Genomic DNA, 17,748 nt, shown 5'->3' on the forward strand with positions numbered 1-17,748 from the left:
TCGCTGTCGATTCCTGGGAGGTGCGCTGGCCGTCGAACGACCGACGCGTTCGATTTCGGATCGGTTCACCTCGTCACTGAGACGGCCCGGCTGAAACCAACGTACGACCCGCGTATCGACCTACAATCCGCTCATCGACCAACAACCAGCTTATCGACCCAGTTCTTCGTGCGCGCTCGCGAGATGACGAGACGAGAGCGCGGCGAGCAGCGAGAGTTCGCCCGCCAGCGCGCCGACGGCGATGATCTCGGCGAGCGCGTCTGCGTTCTCACCGGCTGGATCGCCGCCGCCGCGGACGCCGAGCAGGTCGAGCGATTCGGCCTGCGTCGGGAGTTTCGTCCCGCCGCCGACGGTTCCCACCTGGAGCGAGGCGAACGAAATACTCGCGTAGAGGTCGGCCGAACCGTCGCCGTCGGTCTCGCGGGTGTCCATCGTCGTGATCGCGTTCGATCCCTCGACGACGTGCGCTTCGTCTTGACCCGTCGCGAGGAAGGCCGCCGCGACGACGTTCGCCGCGTGGGCGTTGAATCCGAGGCTGCCCGCCTTCGCGCTGCCGATCAAGTTCTTTCGGGTGTTGGCCTCGACGATACCCTCGGCGGTCGTTCCGAGGCGCGATTCGACGAACTCGCCCGGAAGTACGACGTCGGCGGTGACCGACCGACCGCGACCCTCGATCGCGTTGATCGCCGCCGGTTTCTTATCAGAACAGAGGTTGCCGGAGACGGCGACGAGCGAGGCGGGCGTCTCCGCCTCGACGACCTCGCACGCCTCGCGCGTCGCGATCGTCGCCATGTTCATCCCCATCGCGTCTTTCGTGTCGTAGGCGAAGCGGAGAAAGACCGAGTCGCCGACGACGTAGGGTTCGACGCCGAGCAGTTCGCCGTGATTGGTCGTCGACTCGGCCGCCTCGCGGAGTCTCTCTTCGTTCTCTCCGACCCACTCGACGGTTTCTGCGGCCTCGACGACGCCGTCGACGCGAAACACCGGCGCGCGCGTCATGGCGTTCTTGGTCACCCTCGCCGTCGCCCCGCCGGCCCGGCGGATGACGGACAGACCGCGGTTGACCGATGCGAGGAGGGCCCCTTCGGTCGTCGCGAGCGGCAGGTAGTACTCGCCGTCGGCCGCGCCCCCGTCGATCGGCACCGGTCCGGCGACGCCCAGGGGAATCTGCGCCGCGCCGACCAGATTCTCGATGGCAGTTTCTGTCTCTTCGGCGGCGAAGGCGTAGTCGCCGACGGTCTCGAGGTCGGTATCCGTCTCGCGCTCGACGAACCGTCTCCGGGCCGTCGCCGCCGTCTCGTGATCGGTCTCCGCTTCGAGTTCGTGCAACCGAATCTCGCCCGCGCGGAGGCGATCCGCGAGGGTCTCGGGGTCGCTCATGGCTCACCCGAGACGCGGCCCCGTCCTAACAGTTGCTGATTCGTCTCGCTCGCCCGTTCGTGACGCAACGGTTTTGGGTATCCCACTCGCGCGTAGTGATATGACAGACGCAGCGGATCTCGTCCTGGTGAACGGGGAGGTTCACGCGCTCTCGGAACCGGACGAAACGGCCGAAGCCGTCGCGATCAGAGACGGTCGCATCGTGCGGGTCGATCGGACGACCGAGATCGAACACCTCCAGGGCGTCGAAACCGACGTCATCGATTGTGAGGGTCGGGTCGTCCTGCCGGGATTCGTCGACGCGCACACGCACATGGAGAGCCAGGGGTCGTACCTGGTCCACGCGGACCTCTCGGACGCGAGCGAGCTCTCGGACGCGATCGACGTGCTCTCCGCGCAGGCGGATTCTAACCGCGAGTGGATTCTCGGATTCGGGTACGACGAGAGCGAGTGGCCAGCGCCCCGGTATCCGACCCGGGAGGATCTCGACGCCGTCAGCGAGGAGCGACCGGTCGTCGCCATGCGCGTCGACATGCACACGGCGTCGCTCAACTCGGTCGCGCTCGAACGCCTCGTCGACGAGATGCCTGACCACGACGTCGAGACCGACGGCGGGACGCCGACCGGCGTCGTCGTCGAGGACGCGACCGAGGCCGTCTGGGATGCGATTGAACCGGATTACGCGCAGGCGCGTGATCTCGTCACCGCCGCCGTCGACCACGCCACCTCGCTCGGGGTGACCTGCGTCCACGACAAGGTTCGAAACTCACACGCACCGCGAATATATCGCGACCTCGAACTCGCCGGCGAACTCGACTGTCGTATCAGGCTCGACTACTGGAGCGATCACCTGGAGAGCGTGATCGACGCTGGGCTGGCGACGAACGCCGGCAGCGAGTTCGTCCAAACCGGCGCGATCAAGTCCTTCACGGACGGCAGCATCGGCGCGCGGACGGCGAAGCTGTTCGAACTCTACGAGGATCTACCAGCGAACGATCGATCCGAGGAGGGGACACCGACCGACGGCCGCGGCCAGTGGGTCGTCGACCCCGACGAGCTGAACGCGATCGCCACCGAGGCCGCCGCCCACGACTACCAGCTCACCGTCCACGCCATCGGCGACGAGGCGATCGAGGAGACCGTCGACGTCCTGGCCGAAACCGAGAACACCGAGACGGCTCGCCACCGGATCGAGCACGTCGAACTCGCGACGGACGACCAGCTCGAACGGATGGCCGAAGCGGGACTCGTCGCCTCCATGCAGCCGAACTTTCACCAGTGGGCCAAGCCGGACGGTCTCTACGACCAGCGCCTCGGCGAGGAGCGACGAAAACGCTCGAACCGACTGCGCGACGTTCTCGACGCGGGCGTCCCGCTCGCGCTCGGCTCGGATTGCATGCCGCTCGATCCGTTACTGGGCGTTCACCACGCCGTCAACGCCCCGATGGCGTGCCAGCGTCTCTCGGTGACGGAGGCGCTGCGCGGCTACACCGCCGGTGCGGCCTACGCCGGCTTCGACGAGGATCGGATGGGCACGATCGAGATCGGCAAGCTGGCGGATCTGGTGGTTCTCGACGAATCGCCGTGGGACAATCGTGATCGGATCGACGAAATCGACGTTGCCTGGACGGTCGTGGGCGGGGAGGTAGTTTACGACGACTCCTGACCAGTCTTCTACGAGTCCCTCGTTGGACGTGTAGTCGTTCCGTACGATCGTCGAACGCGTCTACCGCCTTCGGCACCGTTTTACCCCACCGAATCGAGTCTCGCCACATGGACCACGCGCTCGTCATCGGCGGCACGCGCTTCATCGGTCGCCACCTGGTGGAGGATCTGCTCGAACACGATTACGACGTGACGCTCTTCAACCGCGGAAATCACGACAATCCGTTCGCGGACGTAGAGGGCGTCGATCGCGTACAAGGCGATCGCACGAACGACGACGACCTGGAGCGGGCGGCCGCCGTCGAGCCGGACGTCGTCTTCGATTGCGTCGCGTACTTTCCGCGCGACGTGCGCCGGGCGACGGAGCTGTTCGACGACGTCGACGCCTACGTCTACATCTCGAGCGGCTCCGCCTACGAGCGCGAGGACCTGCCAAAGCTCGAGGAGACGACCCCAATTCACGAGTGCACGGACGAACAGGCGGTCGACGAAGATCACGACAGCTACGGGCCGCGAAAGGCCGAGGGCGATCGAATCGTCTTCGAGGCTGCCGAGGACGGCGTCAACGCGATGAGCGTCCGCCCGCCGATCGTCTACGGCCCGCACGATTACACCGAGCGGCTGGACTACTGGATCGATCGCGTCCGCCGATTCGATCGCGTCGTGGTCCCGGGCGACGGGACGAACGTCTGGCACCGCGTCTACGTCGAGGACGTCGCGAGCGGGATGCGGATCGTCGCGGAGGAGGGCGAACCCGGTGAGGCGTACAACGTCGGCGACGAGCGGATGGTCACCCTGCGCGGAATGATCGAACTGATCGACGAGGCGCTCGCGAGCGTCGACCCCGAGTACGATCCGGGCGTCGAGATCGTCACCGCCGGACCGCGCGAACTCGCCGCCGCCGACCTCGAGATGGACGATTTCATCCTCTACCGGGACCCGCCACACATGCTCTCGACCGGGAAGGTCGCGCGTCTCGGCTGGGAGTCGACGCCGCTTTCGACCGCGATGGAACGAGCCGTCGCCGATCACATCGAGTCCGATCGGACCGGCCGCGAACACGGGCCGGATCGAGCGGACGAAGAACGCGTCCTCGGCGTCCTCGACACGCTGTAGGGACTGTCGACCGGTTCGAACGCGAAGCTGTCAACTGGTTCGAACGCGAAGCGTGTCCACCGGTTCGAACGCGCGTATTGACGGCACACAGTATCGGCCCGATCGACGGACGTCGACCGCACATTGTGCGATATGTGCGCACAATCTCTGCCAAACACCGGGATTGAAGATAAAATCTTTTCATAGAGGGGGTATGAGTGACTGGTATCAACTGGTGTCGCCATGGTAACGATGGAATCCGCGGAGATCGAAACGGATCTGAGCCTGTTCAAGTACGACAATCTCGAGCAACTTCCGACGGCGTACCGGACCCTTTCGGAGGCCGAGCGCACCCCGAGAATCGAGTCGGCGCTCGAGACGCTCGGCGACGACGTGATCGTGCTCGGTCACAACTACCAGCGTCGAGAGATCGTCGAGCACGCAGATTTCATCGGCGACTCGTACGAGCTCTCGAAGCGCGCGGCAGAAGCCGACGCCGAGTACGTAGTCTTCGGCGGCGTGACGTTCATGGCCGAGTCCGCTGACATCATCACCGACGACGACCAGACCGTGATCCTCCCGAGCATGGAGGCGTCGTGTCCGATGGCCGGGATGGCAGAAGCCCTGCAGGTCGACGCCGCGTGGGCCGAGATCACGAACGCTGCACCGGAGGCGAATATCATTCCGATCACGTACATGAACTCTTACGCCGACCTGAAAGCGTTCTGTGCGAGCCAGGGCGGGCTCGTCTGTACGTCCTCGAACGCCGCGAACGCGTTCGAATGGGCGTTCGAGCGCGGCGACAAGATCCTCTTCTTACCGGATAAACATCTCGGCGAGAACACCGCCTACGACCTCGGCATGGAGGATCGAATCGCGACCTGGGACCCGTGGGACCCCGAAGGGAAAGACCCCGAAGCGGTCGCCGAGGCGGACATCATCCTCTGGGACGGCTACTGTCAGGTCCACGAGCGCTTTACGGCCGACCACGTCCGGGCGATCCGCGAGGACGACCCGGACGCGCAGGTCGTCGTCCACCCCGAGTGTCGTCGCGAAGTGGTCGAGGCGGCCGACGTCGTCGGCTCGACGAGCACCATCTGCGAGACGATCGCGAGCGCGGACCCGGGAGAAACGTGGGCGATCGGTACCGAGATCCACCTCACCGAACACCTCCAGCGCTGGCACCCGGAGGTCGACGTACTCGCCCTCTGTGGCGACGCCTGCATGGACTGTAACGCCATGCGTCAGATCGACCCGAACTACCTCACCTGGGTCTTAGAGGAACTCGTCGCCGGTCGCGAGCGCAACGTGATCGAAGTCGCCCCCGAGGAGAAGGAACTCGCGGCGGTCGCCCTCGAACGGATGCTGGAGGTCTGACCGATGCCAGACGACGAAACCGGCCGTTCGGACACCGAGGAGGTCGACGGACGAACCGTCGAATCGACCGACGTACTGGTCGTCGGTTCGGGAATCGCGGGTTGTGCGGCCGCGCTCGGTGCGGCTCGAGACGGCGCCAGCGTCCTCGTCCTGACGAAAGCCAGCCGGCCCGACGATGCGAGTACGGACTGGGCGCAGGGCGGCATCTCGACGACGCGTGGCGACCCCGCCTCGCTCAAACGGGATATCATCGCAGCGAGCGACGGAACGGCCGATCCGAACGCCGTCGACGTCCTCGTAGAGAACGCGGACGACGCGGTCACGGACGTCTTACTGGAGACGATAGACGTCGAGTTCGATCGCGCGGACGGCGAGTTCGACTACGCGAAAGAGGCCGCACACTCGACCGAGCGGATTCTTCACGTCGACGCGTCGACCGGGACGCACATCCTCAGACCGTTTCTCAGGTTTATCGACGACCACGATCGCATCGAGGTGCGAGACGACACGGCGGTTCTCGACTTGCTCGCCGACGATCGCGGCGTCCACGGTGTCCTCACCGAGAAGTCGTCGTCCGGTCATCCGATCTACGCGAACGCGACGATCCTCGCGACGGGCGGTATCGGCTCGCTCTACAGTCACACGACCAATCCACCCGGATCGACCGGCGATGGCATCGCGATGGCCGCGCTCGCCGACGCCGAGGTCGCGGATATGGAGTACGTTCAGTTCCACCCGACCGCCTTTGCGGGGGACGAGTCGCGAGACGCTCGTGACCCGTCGAACGAGGCCACGTTCCTTCTCTCCGAGGCGCTTCGCGGAGACGGTGCCCGGTTGCTGAACGGGGACGGCGAGCGATTTATGCCGTCGCTTCACGAGGACGCAGAACTCGCACCGCGCGACGTCGTCGCCCGGGCCGTCGCGGCCGAGCGGGCGCGGACCGGCGAGGTCGTCCTCGACGTGAGCACGCTCTCAGAACCCTTCGTCGAGGCGTTTCCGAACCTGGCGTCGAAGTGTGCAGATCGGGGCGTCGACGGCGATCGAATTCCGGTCGCCCCGTGCGAGCACTTCCTCTGTGGCGGAATCGACGTCGACGACCGCGGTCGCGCGAGTCTCGATGGACTGTACGCCGTCGGCGAGTGCGCTCGGACCGGCGTCCACGGCGCGAACCGCCTGGCGAGTACCAGCCTCCTCGAAGGGCTCGTCTGGGGGCTCAGAGCCGGCGAAGACGCGGCCGCGCTGGAAGCGGGGCGTCGGGCTCGTCCCGATCCGCCGGAACTCAGAAACTCGGATCCAGAACTGCCCCCGCGTTTTGCGGCCGAGAAGTTCACTCGGCTCCGGCTGACGATGGACGAGAACCTCGGTCTCGTCCGCGACCCCGACGACGTCCGGCGAGCCGGTGGCGTTCTCCGCCGGCTGAAAGGGGAGGTAGACGCCTACGTGCGGACGCGGACCTCACGGGACCTCTACGAGTTACGGAACGCCGCCGTGACGGCGGTACTCGTCGCGCGGGCGGCGAGCGAACGGCCGAAGTCGGTCGGCTGTCACTACGTCGCCGAGGAGTCGAACGCCACCGTCTCGGCCGACCACTGATCCGTTCGAACGCGACCGGCGAAACGCCTGGGTTCTGGGTCAATTCTAATTCGTCGACGCGATAGCGTCCAGCTCATCCACTTCGGGCGCCATCGCGACGATCAACTCGTCTCCGTCCATCGCGAGCGTCAGATACCGGTCGGTACGCTCCCAGACGTCTCCCGCGGACGTACGGTCTCCCCGCGCCTCGGCCCACTCGCTGAAGTACTCGAAACTGGTCTCGGCGGCGCTCGAATCTGAGAATCGTAGTTGCCACCGCCAGCCGTGGCGCCCGTCGGATCGACGAAACGCGGTGAACGCGTCGCCCCGCCAGGCGTCGGATACCGGGGCGCGATACCGAACGAGCGAGGAGAACACCTCGTCCGTCTCGTCGTCACCGTTCGTGTAGATCGATTCCTCGGGGAGTACTCCTTCGTTCCAGAGGGTGACAAAGAGCGATTGCATGCCGAGTTGCTCGGTATCGAGCGTCGACCACCGGTCGCTCGGATGGGATGGCGACTCGATCGGCTCCGGTTCGCGATCCGGATACCACTCGGGATGGAGGATCTGTCCGGTCGAGACGGGTGGCGTGGCGTGGGCGTCCCATATCGCGTCCCAGCCGTTTCGGTCGGCGAGCGCGGCCGCGAACTCGTGTCCGTTGATGTACGCGCCGAAGGCGAGCAGCAATGCGGGATCGACCCGGCTGAGTCCAGCGGCTCGTGGTCCCCCGATGTGACACTCCGAGAAGTGGCCGTCGCAGCCGCCGACGTACTCGTCTTCGACGTACTGGGCGGTGCCCTCGACGAGCGCCTGTTTCGCGTTGTATCGGTCGAACCCGGCGGACCAGGTCCGATTCAGACTGCCGACGTCCGACGATTGAAACTGGATCGCGTGACAGAGTTCGTGTGCGATCAACTGATCGTCGATATCGTCCCCGTCCTCGCCGACGAACGTGATCGTCCTCGACCCCGGAAAGTACGCGCCGGCGAACTCGAACGGGAGTTCGGGTTCGAGATCATCGACGAGCCCGAGCGCGCGGTGAGCGAGTTGCTGGGTCGTCGTCTCTCCGGTGAGGCCCATGCCGACCGCTATCTCTTGCATCTCCGCCGTGTCGATGAGCTCGATCGCCGTCTCGTCGGTGACCGCCGCGTCCATCATCTCGGCGACGCGTTCGTACACCGCTTCGGTCCGGGTTCGAAATTGCTCGTCGACGTCTTCGAAGGTGAGTTTCGAGGGCGTCCCGGACGCGAGATTCCCTCGAGGGAGCAGACATCCCGCCAGGGCCGTACCCGCGGCGACGGCGGTCGTACCGAGAAACGTGCGCCTCGAACGTTCGGGCCGCTGCATTTACCACCAGTTAGAGGTCCAGCCGGGAAACTGTTGCTGTCGTATCGGTTCGACACACGGTGGTGTTCTCGCCGGAATTGGGTAACACGATTCGGTCTTCGAGACGGGACTTGCTGTCGAATCGGTGGCGATAAGCGGTTCGGAGGGAAGGGTTCGATATCGAGCATGATTACGGGATCACAGATCGAACGGTGGCTCAGAGAGGACCTCGGCCACCACGACGTGACGAATCAGGTGCCGGGCGAAACCTCCGGTCGACTCGTCGCGACTGAACCGGGCGTCGCCGCGGGGTTCGACGCCGGGACGGCCGTCTTCGAGTACCTGGGCGTCGACGTGGTAGAGCGCGCCGAGGAGGGAACGGTGGTCGAATCGGGCGACACGATCCTTTCGGTCGACGGATCGGCGACGCAAATCCTCCGCGGTGAGCGTCTCGCAGTCAACCTGGTCGGCCACGCGTCGGGTATCGCGACGAAAACCCGAGGCGTCGTCGACGACGTTCGGCGAGCGGTCGGCGACGATGGGACGGCGCCTCCGCCACGCGTCGCCGCGACGCGAAAGACGACGCCCGGGCTGCGCGGACTCGAAAAGCGCGCCGTGGTCGCTGGCGGCGGTGACACGCACCGACTCGACCTCTCACACATGGTGATGGTGAAGGACAACCACGTCGCGGAGATGGGTCTCGAAGGGGCGATAACGCACTTTACCGACCGCAGTTCGTTCGCGACGAAGATCGAAGTCGAGGTCGAAGCCGTCGACGACGCCGTACGCGCCGCCGACGTCGGAGCGGACGTCGTGTTGCTCGACAACATGGACCCGGGATCGGTTCGTCGGGCCGTCGACGAACTCGAGACGGCCGGTCACGCGGGCGTCCTGACCGAGGCCAGCGGCGGGATCACCGAGGAGACCGTCGCCGACTACGCGACGACGGGCGTCGACGTCATCTCGATGGGCTCGCTCACCCACTCGGCACCGTCGCTCGATCTCTCCTTTCGGACCGGCGAGTGAGCGCTCGTCACGTATCGGACGTTCTCCTCCGGACGAGGGCCACAACGATCCGATCGAGTGGTTGCACGTGCGGGTTTCCCTCCTTTACCGGCAGACCGCGTCGAACGGGTATGTCGACGCTGCCGTTAGCCCCGGAGTCGGGATGGGACGCACTGTACCGAGACGGCGAGTGGATCGAACCCGGCGATCGCGAGTCGATCGAGGTGGATAATCCGTACACGCGCGAGACGATCGCGACGGTTCCGGCTGGGACGCAAGAGGATGTCGACCGCGCGTACGAAGTTGCGGCCTCCTGCCAGGAAGCCTGGGCGAATCAACCACCCCAACGTCGGGCCAGCGTCTGCAACCGGGCGCTTCGGGCGCTGACCGATCACTGGGACGAGGTCGTCGAACTCCTGGCGGTCGAATCCGGGAGCACCTCGGTAAAGAGCGTCGCCGAGTTGCAGACGGCCAAGGGGATGATGCAGCAGGCGGCGAGCTATCCGTTCCGCATGGCCGGCGAGCACGCGGACTCGATCGTTCCCGGAAAGGAGAACGTCGTCGAGCGAGTCCCAGTGGGCGTCGTCGGCGTCATCTCGCCGTGGAACTTTCCGCTGCACCTCTCGATGCGAGCCGTCGCTCCGGCCATCGCGGCCGGTAACGCCGTCGTGTTGAAGCCGGCGTCGAATACGCCGATCACCGGCGGGCTCCTGCTCGCCCGGCTCTTCGAGGAGGCGGGCCTCCCGGACGGCGTCTTGAACGTCGTTACGGGACGCGGTTCGGAGATCGGTGACGCGATGGCGGGCCACGAAATTCCGCGCGTCCTCGCCTTTACCGGCTCGACGGAGATCGGCCAGCGAGTGGCGAAACGCGCGGCCGAGAACACGGCGCTGCCGGCGCTCGAACTCGGCGGAAATAACGTCCACGTCGTGACCGAGAACGCGGATCTGGATCGAGCGATAGACGGCGCCGTCTTCGGATCGTTCCTCCACCAGGGCCAGGCGTGCATTTCGATCAACCGCCACCTCGTCCACGAGTCTCTGTACGACGAGTACGTCGACGCGCTAACAGACCGCGCCGCGTCGCTCCCGGCCGGCGATCCGCTCGACGACGACACCGTCATCGGGCCGATCATCGACGAGAATCAGCGCGACACGATGCTGGAGTTCGTCGCGGAAAGCGTCGACGAGGGCGCGACGATCGTGACCGGCGGCGAGCACGAGGGATTGGTGGTCGAGCCGACCGTCCTCGCCGACGCGTCGAACCAGATGGCCGCGGCGTGTAACGAACACTTCGGCCCGATCGCCCCGGTCATCCCCTACGCGGACGACGAGGAGGCGATCGAACTCGCGAACGACACCGTCCACGGTCTCTCCGGATCGGTTCACTCCGCGGATCTCTCACAGGCGCGTCGGATCGCCGACGGCATCGAGACGGGGATGATACACGTAAACGATCAGCCGATCAACGACGAACCGCACGTCCCCTTCGGCGGCGTGAAAGACTCCGGACTCGGGCGGTACAACGCCGACTCGATCCTGGAGGAAGTGACGACGACGAAGTGGATCTCGATCCAGCACGAGCCGCGACAGTACCAGTTCTGATCCGAGCGTCATCTGCGCGGTCGGTTCGGCTGCGTCGAGTGAGACGCGCTTGGCCGGAATCGAAAGAATAGACTGCGCGGGACGAATTGGTCAGCGAGATGAGCGACCACGAGATCCTGATACCGCACCGCTACTCGAAAGAGGCGCGAGAGACGCTCGCCGTCCGACTGGAGGAACTCGAGGGGGCGACCGTCACGGTCGCCGAGACACCCGAAGCGTCGATTTCGGGGATCGAAACCGCCACGGCGGCGCTCACGCCGAGTCTCCCCGACGAGTGGCTCGACCGAGCCCAGAACCTACAGTGGGCGCAGGCGAGCACCGCGGGTTACGACCACTACGACCTCGACGCGCTGGAAAACGCGGGCATCATCCTGACGAACGCGACGGGTGTTCACGGACAGCCGATGGCTGAGTGGGCGCTCGGGGCCATGCTCGGCATCGAGCGAGGGCTCTTCGAGGCACGAGACCGTCAACGCGAGTCGCTGTGGCTCCGAGAGAGCGGCGGCGAACTCGCGAGCAAGACGGTCGGGATCGTCGGCCTCGGGGCAATCGGCGGGCGAACCGCAGAACTCGCGTCGGCGATCGGCTGTCGGGTGATCGGAACGAAGCGCGATCCGTCGACCGCGCCCGACGCCGTCGACGAGGTGTATCCGGCCGACGAACTCGATTCGGTCCTCTCGCGAGTGGATTACCTCGTCCTCGCCTGTCCGCTGACCGACGAGACGCGAGGACTGATCGACCGCGAAGCGCTCCGGACCATGCCTCGCGACGCCGTCGTCGTCAACGTCGCCAGGGGCGACGTCGTCGTAGAGGAGGCGCTCGTCGAGTCGCTCCAGCAGGGTCGGATCAGCGGGGCGGCGCTCGACGTCTTCTCGACGGAGCCCTTGCCCGCCGACTCGCCGCTGTGGAATCTTCCCAACGTCCTCGTCACCCCACACGTGTCGGGCTCGACGCCGCACTACTACGATCGGATCGCCGAAATCTTCATCGAGAACTTCGAACGCTTCGCGAGCGGAAAACTGGACGATATGCGCAATCGCGTCGTGTGAACCAGGGAAACGGTTACGGCTGCCGTCGATGTGGGTGCGCCATATGGATGACGGGCGCTACGTCGACGGTCGGTCGCGGGATCGACCGCCCCGGCTCGAACGGCGGTCGCGCGGGCTGAGCAGTACGATAGCGGGCGCGGTCATCGGTACATTCGCCGCCGCGGCGACGGCCGTCGGCTCGTCGCCCTACGTCCTCGCGGTGGCCGCGCTGATGGGCGCCAGCGCGGGGGCCTTCGGTTCGCTCGTCGTCGATCGGATCGACGTTCTCGGCCGGTACGTCCGCCGGGACGGTCCTGCAGTCCGTCGGGAACGACGTGACGTCGAATCCGGTGGCGGCGGGGTTGATCGGTCCGCAGTGAGCGCCCAATCCCCATCGCTGTCCTGGTTTCACCGAAGCGCGTGTTTCCTCTCGACCGCGCTGGCGACCGCTATTTTACTGATCTGGGCCCTCGAACTCGATGCGGTCCGGCCAGGGTACGCCGCGGCGACCGCCGCCGGCTCACTCTCGTACGCCGTGCTCGCCTCGAGGCTCCCCCGTTGGTGATCTGCTGGTGTCGGCTCCCGTCGTCATCGTTCGATCGGAGTGGAGAGCCGGCGCTCCATCGTCACGTAATCGTAGGGTCGGTCGGGTTTTTCGTGGGTCTCGACTGTCTCGTAACCACGGTCTGCGTACCAATCGAAGAGGAAGGGGTGATTCGAGTACGTCGTCAGTTGCATCCGGTCGTGGCCTCGATCCAGCGCGATCGCTTCCATCCGATCGAAGAGGGCTCGGGCGAGCCCCCGGCCCTGCCAGTCGTCGACGACGGCCAGCCGCTCCATGTATGGATCGTCCCGCTCTTCGAGCATGCGGACGGATCCGACGATCTGGCGTCGATCGGACGCGCCGGTGGCCGACGCATCGGCGGGTTCGGCCACCAGCGTGACCGCGTCGGCGGCCAGCCACTCGGCGACGGTGTCGGCTTCAATCTCGGTCATCCGGGTCGGAAAGCCCCGTTCCGCGCCGGTTCGGTAGGCGTTCCGGTAACACGCTGCGAGCGCCGAAGCGTCGGCCCGGTCGGCGTCTCGAATGTCCACGTCGGAGGTCACGTCGGGTGGTCGTCGCGAGCAAACGATAAGGGATTCGAATCCGGTGGCTCACGTCGGGGGCGATCGAGACCGGCGAGTCGACTCGGTTCGAGGCGGGGGCCGACTCGACCATTACACGGCGTCGATCGCCCGGTCGAGATCGGCGATGACGTCGTCTACGTCCTCGATACCGACGGAGAGGCGCACTAGTTCGGGCGACACGCCGCTGGCGAGCTGTTCGTCCTCGCTCAGTTGCTGGTGGGTCGTGCTGCTCGGATGGATGATCAGCGTCTTGGCGTCGCCGACGTTGGCGAGCAGGCTCGTCAACTCCACCTCGTTGCACACCGTCTCCGCTGCGTCGAAGCCACCCTCCAGGCCGAACGTTACGATACCACCGTAGCCGCCGTTCAGGTACGTCTCGGCGTTCTCGTGAGTTTCGTGCGATTCGAGGCCGGGATAGGTGACCCACGCGACGTCGGGGTGGTCTTCGAGGTACTCGGCGACGGCGAGGGCGTTCTCGCAGTGGCGGTCCATCCGGAGCGAGAGCGATTCGAGTTTCTGGAGCGTCGTCCAGGCGTCGAACGGCGACTGCTGGTTGCCCAGATCCCGCAGACCGCGGGTGCGGGCGGCGATCGCGAACGCCTGCTCGCCGAACGTTTCGTAGAAGTTCACGCCGTGGTAGGCGGGGTTCGGCTCCGCAATCTCCGGGTAGTCACCCTCGTCCCACGGGAAGGTTCCACCGTCGACGAGGACGCCGCCGACCGTCGACCCGGCGCCGTGCATCCACTTCGTCGTCGAGTGCCAGACCAGATCGGCGCCGTGGTCGATCGGGTTGCAGAGGTAGGGCGTGGCGAACGTGTTGTCGACGAACAGGGGGACGTCGTGGTCGTGAGCGATGTCGGCGATCCGCTCGATGTCGGGCGTCACGAGCGCGGGATTGCCGATCGTCTCCAGGTGGACGAACGCGGTGTTCTCGTCGATCGCCGCCTCGTAGGCGTCGTACTCGAGCGTGTCGACGAATTTCGTCTCGATGCCCCGCTTGGCGACGGTGTGGGTGAGGTAGGTGTAGGTCCCGCCGTAGAGCGACGAGGCGCTCACGATGTTGTCGCCCACGTCGGCGAGGATGAACGTCGCGAGATCGAACGCGGCCATCCCCGAAGCCGTCGCGAGCGCACCGACGCCTCCTTCGAGGGTCGCGACGCGCTCTTCTAACATCGCGTTCGTCGGGTTCATGATCCGCGAGTAAATGTTTCCGAACTCCTCCAGGCCGAAGAGCGACGCGGCGTGATCCGTGTCGTCGAACGTGTACGACGTCGTCTGGTAGATGGGCGGTGCCCGGGCCCCGGTCGTCGGATCCGGTTTCTGGCCGGCGTGAATACTTCGCGTGGCGAACCCGTCCGTCGGTTGCTCGTCTTCCATACCCGTGGTTTCCGAGCCAGGGCCTAAACCCCGTCAGTAGCTGCAAAATCGGACGCTATCTCGGTCGACGCCCGCTGCTACGACGATTCACTCGACTCCCGCTGCTGTCGCGATCACTCAACTCCAACTGCTTGGACGATCACTCGAATTCGAGCAGATCGTCACCGGTCATCTCTGCCGGCCGGCTCACGCCGATGCGGGCGAGTAGCGTCGGTGCGACGTCAGCAAGCTCCCCGCCCGTTCGTACCCTCGTCTCGGTCGTTCGGTCCGACCCGACGTAGATGAACGGAACGTCGTTGGTGGTGTGGGCGGTGTGTGGATCGTTTGGCGTTCCCATGTCGTCTGCGTTGCCGTGATCGGCCGTCACCAGGACGTGTACGTCGCGCGCGGTGAGATAATCCGCCAGCCGACCGAGTTGTTCGTCGACCGCCTCGACGGCCGCGACGGCGGCCTCGAAGTCGCCGGTGTGACCCACCATGTCCGGGTTGGCGTAGTTGAGTACGAGCACGTCCGCGTCAGTTTCGGCGAGGTGATCGATCGCCGAATCGGTGACTTCGGGTGCGCTCATCTCCGGTTTCCGGTCGTACGTCGGGACGTCGGGGCTGTCGACGATCTCGCGAATCTCGCCGTCGAACTCGACCTCGCGACCGCCGTTTAAGAAGTAGGTGACGTGGGCGTACTTCTCGGATTCGGCGATGCGCAGTTGCGATCGGCCGGCGTTCGATAGCACTTCGCCGAGCGTGTTCGCCGGCCGTATCGGCGGAAACGCGACCGGCAGGTCGAACGTCTCGTCGTACTGGGTCATCGTCGTCACTGCCACGTCCGGCGGATCGATCGTCATTTCGGCGCTCCAGTCGCCCGGTCGGACGTCGGCGAGCAGCCGGGTGAGTTGGCGGGCGCGATCGGCTCTGAAGTTGAACCAGACCACGGCGTCGCCGTCACTGACTGCGGGCATCCCACTCACACATGTCGGAACGACGAACTCGTCCGTCTCATCGCGAGCGTACGACGCTTCGACGGCCTCGATCGCTGAAGAGGCGACGTACTCGCTCTCTCGCTCGACGATGGCCCCGTAGGCTCGCTTCGTCCGCTCCCAGTTCTCGTCTCTGTCCATCGCGTAGTAGCGTCCGGAGACCGTCACGACGTGGCCGGTTCCCGCTTCGGCGATCACTGATTCGAGTGCGGCGAGGTACTCGACGCCGCCGCGAGGGGAGGTGTCGCGCCCGTCCGTGAACGCGTGTGTGACGGCTTCGACGTCCCGCTCGGCGGCCAGTTCGATCAGCGCGTGGAGGTGAGCCTGATCGGAGTGGACCCCACCGTCGCTGACGAGGCCGAGAAAGTGGACGAGCCCGTCGTTCTGGCGGGCGAATTCGAACGCGTCCGTGATCGCCTCGTTTTCACGAATCGCCCCGTCTTCGATCGCGTCGGAGATGCGCGTGTACTCCTGGTTCACGACGCGTCCGGCGCCGATCGTGAGGTGACCGACTTCGCTATTTCCCATCTGGTCGTTCGGCAGCCCGACGCTTCGACCCGACGCGGTGAGGACGCCGAACGCTCCCGTTTCTGCGAGCCGATCGAAGGCGGGGGTCTCCGCGGCGACGACGGCGTTCCGTCCGGTCGTCTCTCCAGCGGTCTCTACCTCGTCCGTCGCATCGCTACTGCCCGGTGCGTGCGGATCTCCTGCGCCGAGCCCCCAGCCGTCGAGTACGATCAGCGCCGCGTCCATGCGCGAGTGATCACGACGTGAAACTAACTAGCTGTCGCTCCCGGCCCGGTTACCGCGAAGCTTTTTGCAGTCGGGTTGGATGCTTCGGTCGATGACGCTCGATCCGGTTCACTACGACGGCATCGCACGCCTCGCCCGTCGGATCGATCACGGCGCGTCCGAGCGAGATCACCGGGACTTCGCCGAGACGGTCTGGGAGTCGTTTCTCGATCCGCTCACCGACGGCGACCGGGTCGTTTTGGAGCCGATCGAATCCGTCAGTCGACACCTGATCGACGTCGAAGACGTCGCCCTCGCCGAGCGACCGTTCGACCGCGAGCACGGCCTGGACGCCGGCACGATCAATCCGACGACGTTTCGAAACGGACTCGTCCTCGATATCGCGCAGGCGGCGATGGCGTCGACGCCGACGGATCTCGATCTCCACCGGTCGCGGACCGTCGTCGCCTCCGTCCACTCGAACGATCCGACGGCGTCGGTCGACGACCGCTGGGGCCGATTCGACGAGGGATTCAGCCGAAGTCGAGCGATACAGGTCCCGCCACTCCCGCGGTTCGCCGAGGGCGTCGTCCACGCGCTCGCGCTCTACCTGGCCGAGAGCGAACACGCTCTCGAACACGCAGAAGCCGTCTCGGAGCTGTTGATCCTCGATGGCCCGTTGTATCCGCGCGGCATCCTGCGCTGGAACGATCAACACCCGGACCTCGCGAGTTTTCTCGTGGCGGATCAACAGCCTCAGTCGGTCCTCGAAAACTACGTCCGGCTCGTCGAGTCGTTCGTCGAGCGTGACGTCCCGTTCGTCGGATTCGTCAAGAATCCCGCCACGCGAGTCATCTCTCGGACGGTCATTGGGAAGGGCGAATCGGCGCCGTGGACCGACGATACGTCATTTTTCACCCGGGTGCTCGAACGCGGCGAGTACGTCGACGACGTCGAGGGGACGCGCTGGGAGCGAGACACGGACGGCTTGACCTACACCGGCTGGTTCCGATCGCGGGGCGGCGTCGACGCACCGCTGTCCGTCGACGGCGACGCGCTGGGGGTCGAACGAAAACTAGATCCCGTCGCGTACGAGGTGACGTTCTTCGTGATCTACGACCCGCGGGTCGACCTCTGCTATCGCGTGGAAGCGCCGTACGCGTTCACCCGCGACGACGACCGTCGAGCGCGACTCACCCGCCAGCTTCTCTCCGACGTGGCTATCTCGGCCGGACCGCCCGCCGTCGTCGAAAAGGCCGACGAACTGGCGCGCATCAGCGCCTCGGAGAAACACTCCCTTCGAGAGACGTTCGAAGCCAGATTCGAGACGACGAGAGAGCGCGATTACGACGACCATCGGTGGGGTGGAACGGCCGAACAGACGACTGGGTTCGAGCGGTGAGCCGACGGTCACATCGTTCCGACGGTCCTCGGTCGGTGTCTCGTTTCATCGATCGTGTAGCCACCAACAACTTTTCTCCCGTGA

General features: G+C 65.7%; 14 protein-coding genes. 9 read left to right on the forward strand and 5 right to left on the reverse strand.

Features of this window, described 5'->3' with window-relative positions:
• Window positions 1-150 precede the first annotated feature (150 nt).
• Window positions 151-1,380: a hydroxymethylglutaryl-CoA reductase (NADPH) gene (hmgA, locus tag NKH31_RS14100; RefSeq protein ID WP_254862430.1), complete on the reverse strand. Its 1,230-nt coding sequence runs from the start codon at window positions 1,378-1,380 to the stop codon at window positions 151-153.
• A gap of 100 nt (window positions 1,381-1,480) precedes the next feature.
• Between hmgA and NKH31_RS14105 the strand changes: the two genes are divergently transcribed.
• The 4 genes from NKH31_RS14105 (at window position 1,481) to NKH31_RS14120 (ending at window position 7,110) form a co-directional block, all read left to right on the forward strand.
• Window positions 1,481-3,046, forward strand: a complete 1,566-nt coding sequence (locus NKH31_RS14105; protein WP_254862431.1) for an amidohydrolase — start codon at window positions 1,481-1,483, stop codon at window positions 3,044-3,046.
• Between the two features lie 107 nt (window positions 3,047-3,153).
• On the forward strand, window positions 3,154-4,161 hold the full coding sequence (locus NKH31_RS14110) for an NAD-dependent epimerase/dehydratase family protein (protein ID WP_254862432.1): 1,008 nt from the start codon (window positions 3,154-3,156) through the stop codon (window positions 4,159-4,161).
• 222 nt (window positions 4,162-4,383) lie between these two features.
• Window positions 4,384-5,517, forward strand: a complete 1,134-nt coding sequence (nadA, locus tag NKH31_RS14115; protein ID WP_254862433.1) for a quinolinate synthase NadA — start codon at window positions 4,384-4,386, stop codon at window positions 5,515-5,517.
• Between the two features lie 3 nt (window positions 5,518-5,520).
• Window positions 5,521-7,110, forward strand: a complete 1,590-nt coding sequence (locus NKH31_RS14120) for an L-aspartate oxidase (RefSeq protein ID WP_254862434.1) — start codon at window positions 5,521-5,523, stop codon at window positions 7,108-7,110.
• A 45-nt stretch (window positions 7,111-7,155) separates the two neighbouring features.
• Here the strand turns inward: NKH31_RS14120 and NKH31_RS14125 are convergent, their stop codons facing one another.
• Window positions 7,156-8,436 carry a twin-arginine translocation signal domain-containing protein gene (locus NKH31_RS14125; protein WP_254862435.1) on the reverse strand — a complete coding sequence of 427 codons (1,281 nt, stop codon included), beginning with the start codon at window positions 8,434-8,436 and terminating at the stop codon, window positions 7,156-7,158.
• Between the two features lie 165 nt (window positions 8,437-8,601).
• Between NKH31_RS14125 and nadC the strand changes: the two genes are divergently transcribed.
• From nadC to NKH31_RS14145, 4 genes are all read left to right on the forward strand, one after another.
• Window positions 8,602-9,441, forward strand: coding sequence for a carboxylating nicotinate-nucleotide diphosphorylase (gene nadC / locus NKH31_RS14130; protein ID WP_254862436.1), 840 nt, complete (start codon window positions 8,602-8,604; stop codon window positions 9,439-9,441).
• 110 nt (window positions 9,442-9,551) lie between these two features.
• Window positions 9,552-11,024, forward strand: coding sequence for an aldehyde dehydrogenase family protein (locus NKH31_RS14135; RefSeq protein WP_254862437.1), 1,473 nt, complete (start codon window positions 9,552-9,554; stop codon window positions 11,022-11,024).
• A gap of 98 nt (window positions 11,025-11,122) precedes the next feature.
• Window positions 11,123-12,073: a D-2-hydroxyacid dehydrogenase gene (locus NKH31_RS14140; protein WP_254862438.1), complete on the forward strand. Its 951-nt coding sequence runs from the start codon at window positions 11,123-11,125 to the stop codon at window positions 12,071-12,073.
• A 43-nt stretch (window positions 12,074-12,116) separates the two neighbouring features.
• Window positions 12,117-12,617 carry a hypothetical protein gene (locus NKH31_RS14145; protein ID WP_254862439.1) on the forward strand — a complete coding sequence of 167 codons (501 nt, stop codon included), beginning with the start codon at window positions 12,117-12,119 and terminating at the stop codon, window positions 12,615-12,617.
• A gap of 23 nt (window positions 12,618-12,640) precedes the next feature.
• Here NKH31_RS14145 and NKH31_RS14150 read toward each other — a convergent pair whose 3' ends face one another.
• The 3 genes from NKH31_RS14150 to gpmI all read right to left on the reverse strand — a co-directional run bounded on the left by NKH31_RS14150 (window position 12,641) and on the right by gpmI (window position 16,283).
• Entirely contained in the window at window positions 12,641-13,159 is a 519-nt protein-coding gene (locus NKH31_RS14150; protein ID WP_254862440.1) for a GNAT family N-acetyltransferase, read from the reverse strand.
• 111 nt (window positions 13,160-13,270) lie between these two features.
• Complete coding sequence (locus tag NKH31_RS14155) at window positions 13,271-14,557, reverse strand: O-acetylhomoserine aminocarboxypropyltransferase/cysteine synthase family protein (protein ID WP_254862441.1); 1,287 nt, start codon at window positions 14,555-14,557, stop codon at window positions 13,271-13,273.
• Window positions 14,558-14,696: 139 nt separating this feature from the next.
• Window positions 14,697-16,283 carry a 2,3-bisphosphoglycerate-independent phosphoglycerate mutase gene (gpmI, locus tag NKH31_RS14160; RefSeq protein ID WP_254862442.1) on the reverse strand — a complete coding sequence of 529 codons (1,587 nt, stop codon included), beginning with the start codon at window positions 16,281-16,283 and terminating at the stop codon, window positions 14,697-14,699.
• Window positions 16,284-16,374: 91 nt separating this feature from the next.
• Here gpmI and NKH31_RS14165 point away from each other — a divergent pair, with 91 nt between their 5' ends.
• Window positions 16,375-17,664 (forward strand): DNA double-strand break repair nuclease NurA, encoded by a 1,290-nt coding sequence (locus tag NKH31_RS14165; protein WP_254862443.1) that lies wholly within the window; start codon window positions 16,375-16,377, stop codon window positions 17,662-17,664.
• The last annotated feature ends 84 nt before the right edge of the window (window positions 17,665-17,748 follow it).

Origin of the sequence: Halovivax gelatinilyticus (assembly GCF_024300625.1) — an archaeon.
GTDB lineage: Archaea > Halobacteriota > Halobacteria > Halobacteriales > Natrialbaceae > Halovivax > Halovivax gelatinilyticus.

What these genes read in the sequence shown, in the direction of transcription:
- NKH31_RS14145 (WP_254862439.1), top strand. Translation starts at nt 12,117, where the DNA reads ATGGATGACGGGCGCTACGTCGACGGTCGGTCGCGGGATCGACCGCCC.
- NKH31_RS14110 (WP_254862432.1), top strand. Translation starts at nt 3,154, where the DNA reads ATGGACCACGCGCTCGTCATCGGCGGCACGCGCTTCATCGGTCGCCAC.
- NKH31_RS14165 (WP_254862443.1), top strand. Translation starts at nt 16,375, where the DNA reads ATGACGCTCGATCCGGTTCACTACGACGGCATCGCACGCCTCGCCCGT.
- NKH31_RS14140 (WP_254862438.1), top strand. Translation starts at nt 11,123, where the DNA reads ATGAGCGACCACGAGATCCTGATACCGCACCGCTACTCGAAAGAGGCG.
- NKH31_RS14105 (WP_254862431.1), top strand. Translation starts at nt 1,481, where the DNA reads ATGACAGACGCAGCGGATCTCGTCCTGGTGAACGGGGAGGTTCACGCG.
- NKH31_RS14120 (WP_254862434.1), top strand. Translation starts at nt 5,521, where the DNA reads ATGCCAGACGACGAAACCGGCCGTTCGGACACCGAGGAGGTCGACGGA.
- nadA (WP_254862433.1), top strand. Translation starts at nt 4,384, where the DNA reads ATGGTAACGATGGAATCCGCGGAGATCGAAACGGATCTGAGCCTGTTC.
- NKH31_RS14135 (WP_254862437.1), top strand. Translation starts at nt 9,552, where the DNA reads ATGTCGACGCTGCCGTTAGCCCCGGAGTCGGGATGGGACGCACTGTAC.
- NKH31_RS14155 (WP_254862441.1), bottom strand. Translation starts at nt 14,557, where the DNA reads ATGGAAGACGAGCAACCGACGGACGGGTTCGCCACGCGAAGTATTCAC.
- NKH31_RS14125 (WP_254862435.1), bottom strand. Translation starts at nt 8,436, where the DNA reads ATGCAGCGGCCCGAACGTTCGAGGCGCACGTTTCTCGGTACGACCGCC.
- nadC (WP_254862436.1), top strand. Translation starts at nt 8,602, where the DNA reads ATGATTACGGGATCACAGATCGAACGGTGGCTCAGAGAGGACCTCGGC.
- gpmI (WP_254862442.1), bottom strand. Translation starts at nt 16,283, where the DNA reads ATGGACGCGGCGCTGATCGTACTCGACGGCTGGGGGCTCGGCGCAGGA.
- hmgA (WP_254862430.1), bottom strand. Translation starts at nt 1,380, where the DNA reads ATGAGCGACCCCGAGACCCTCGCGGATCGCCTCCGCGCGGGCGAGATT.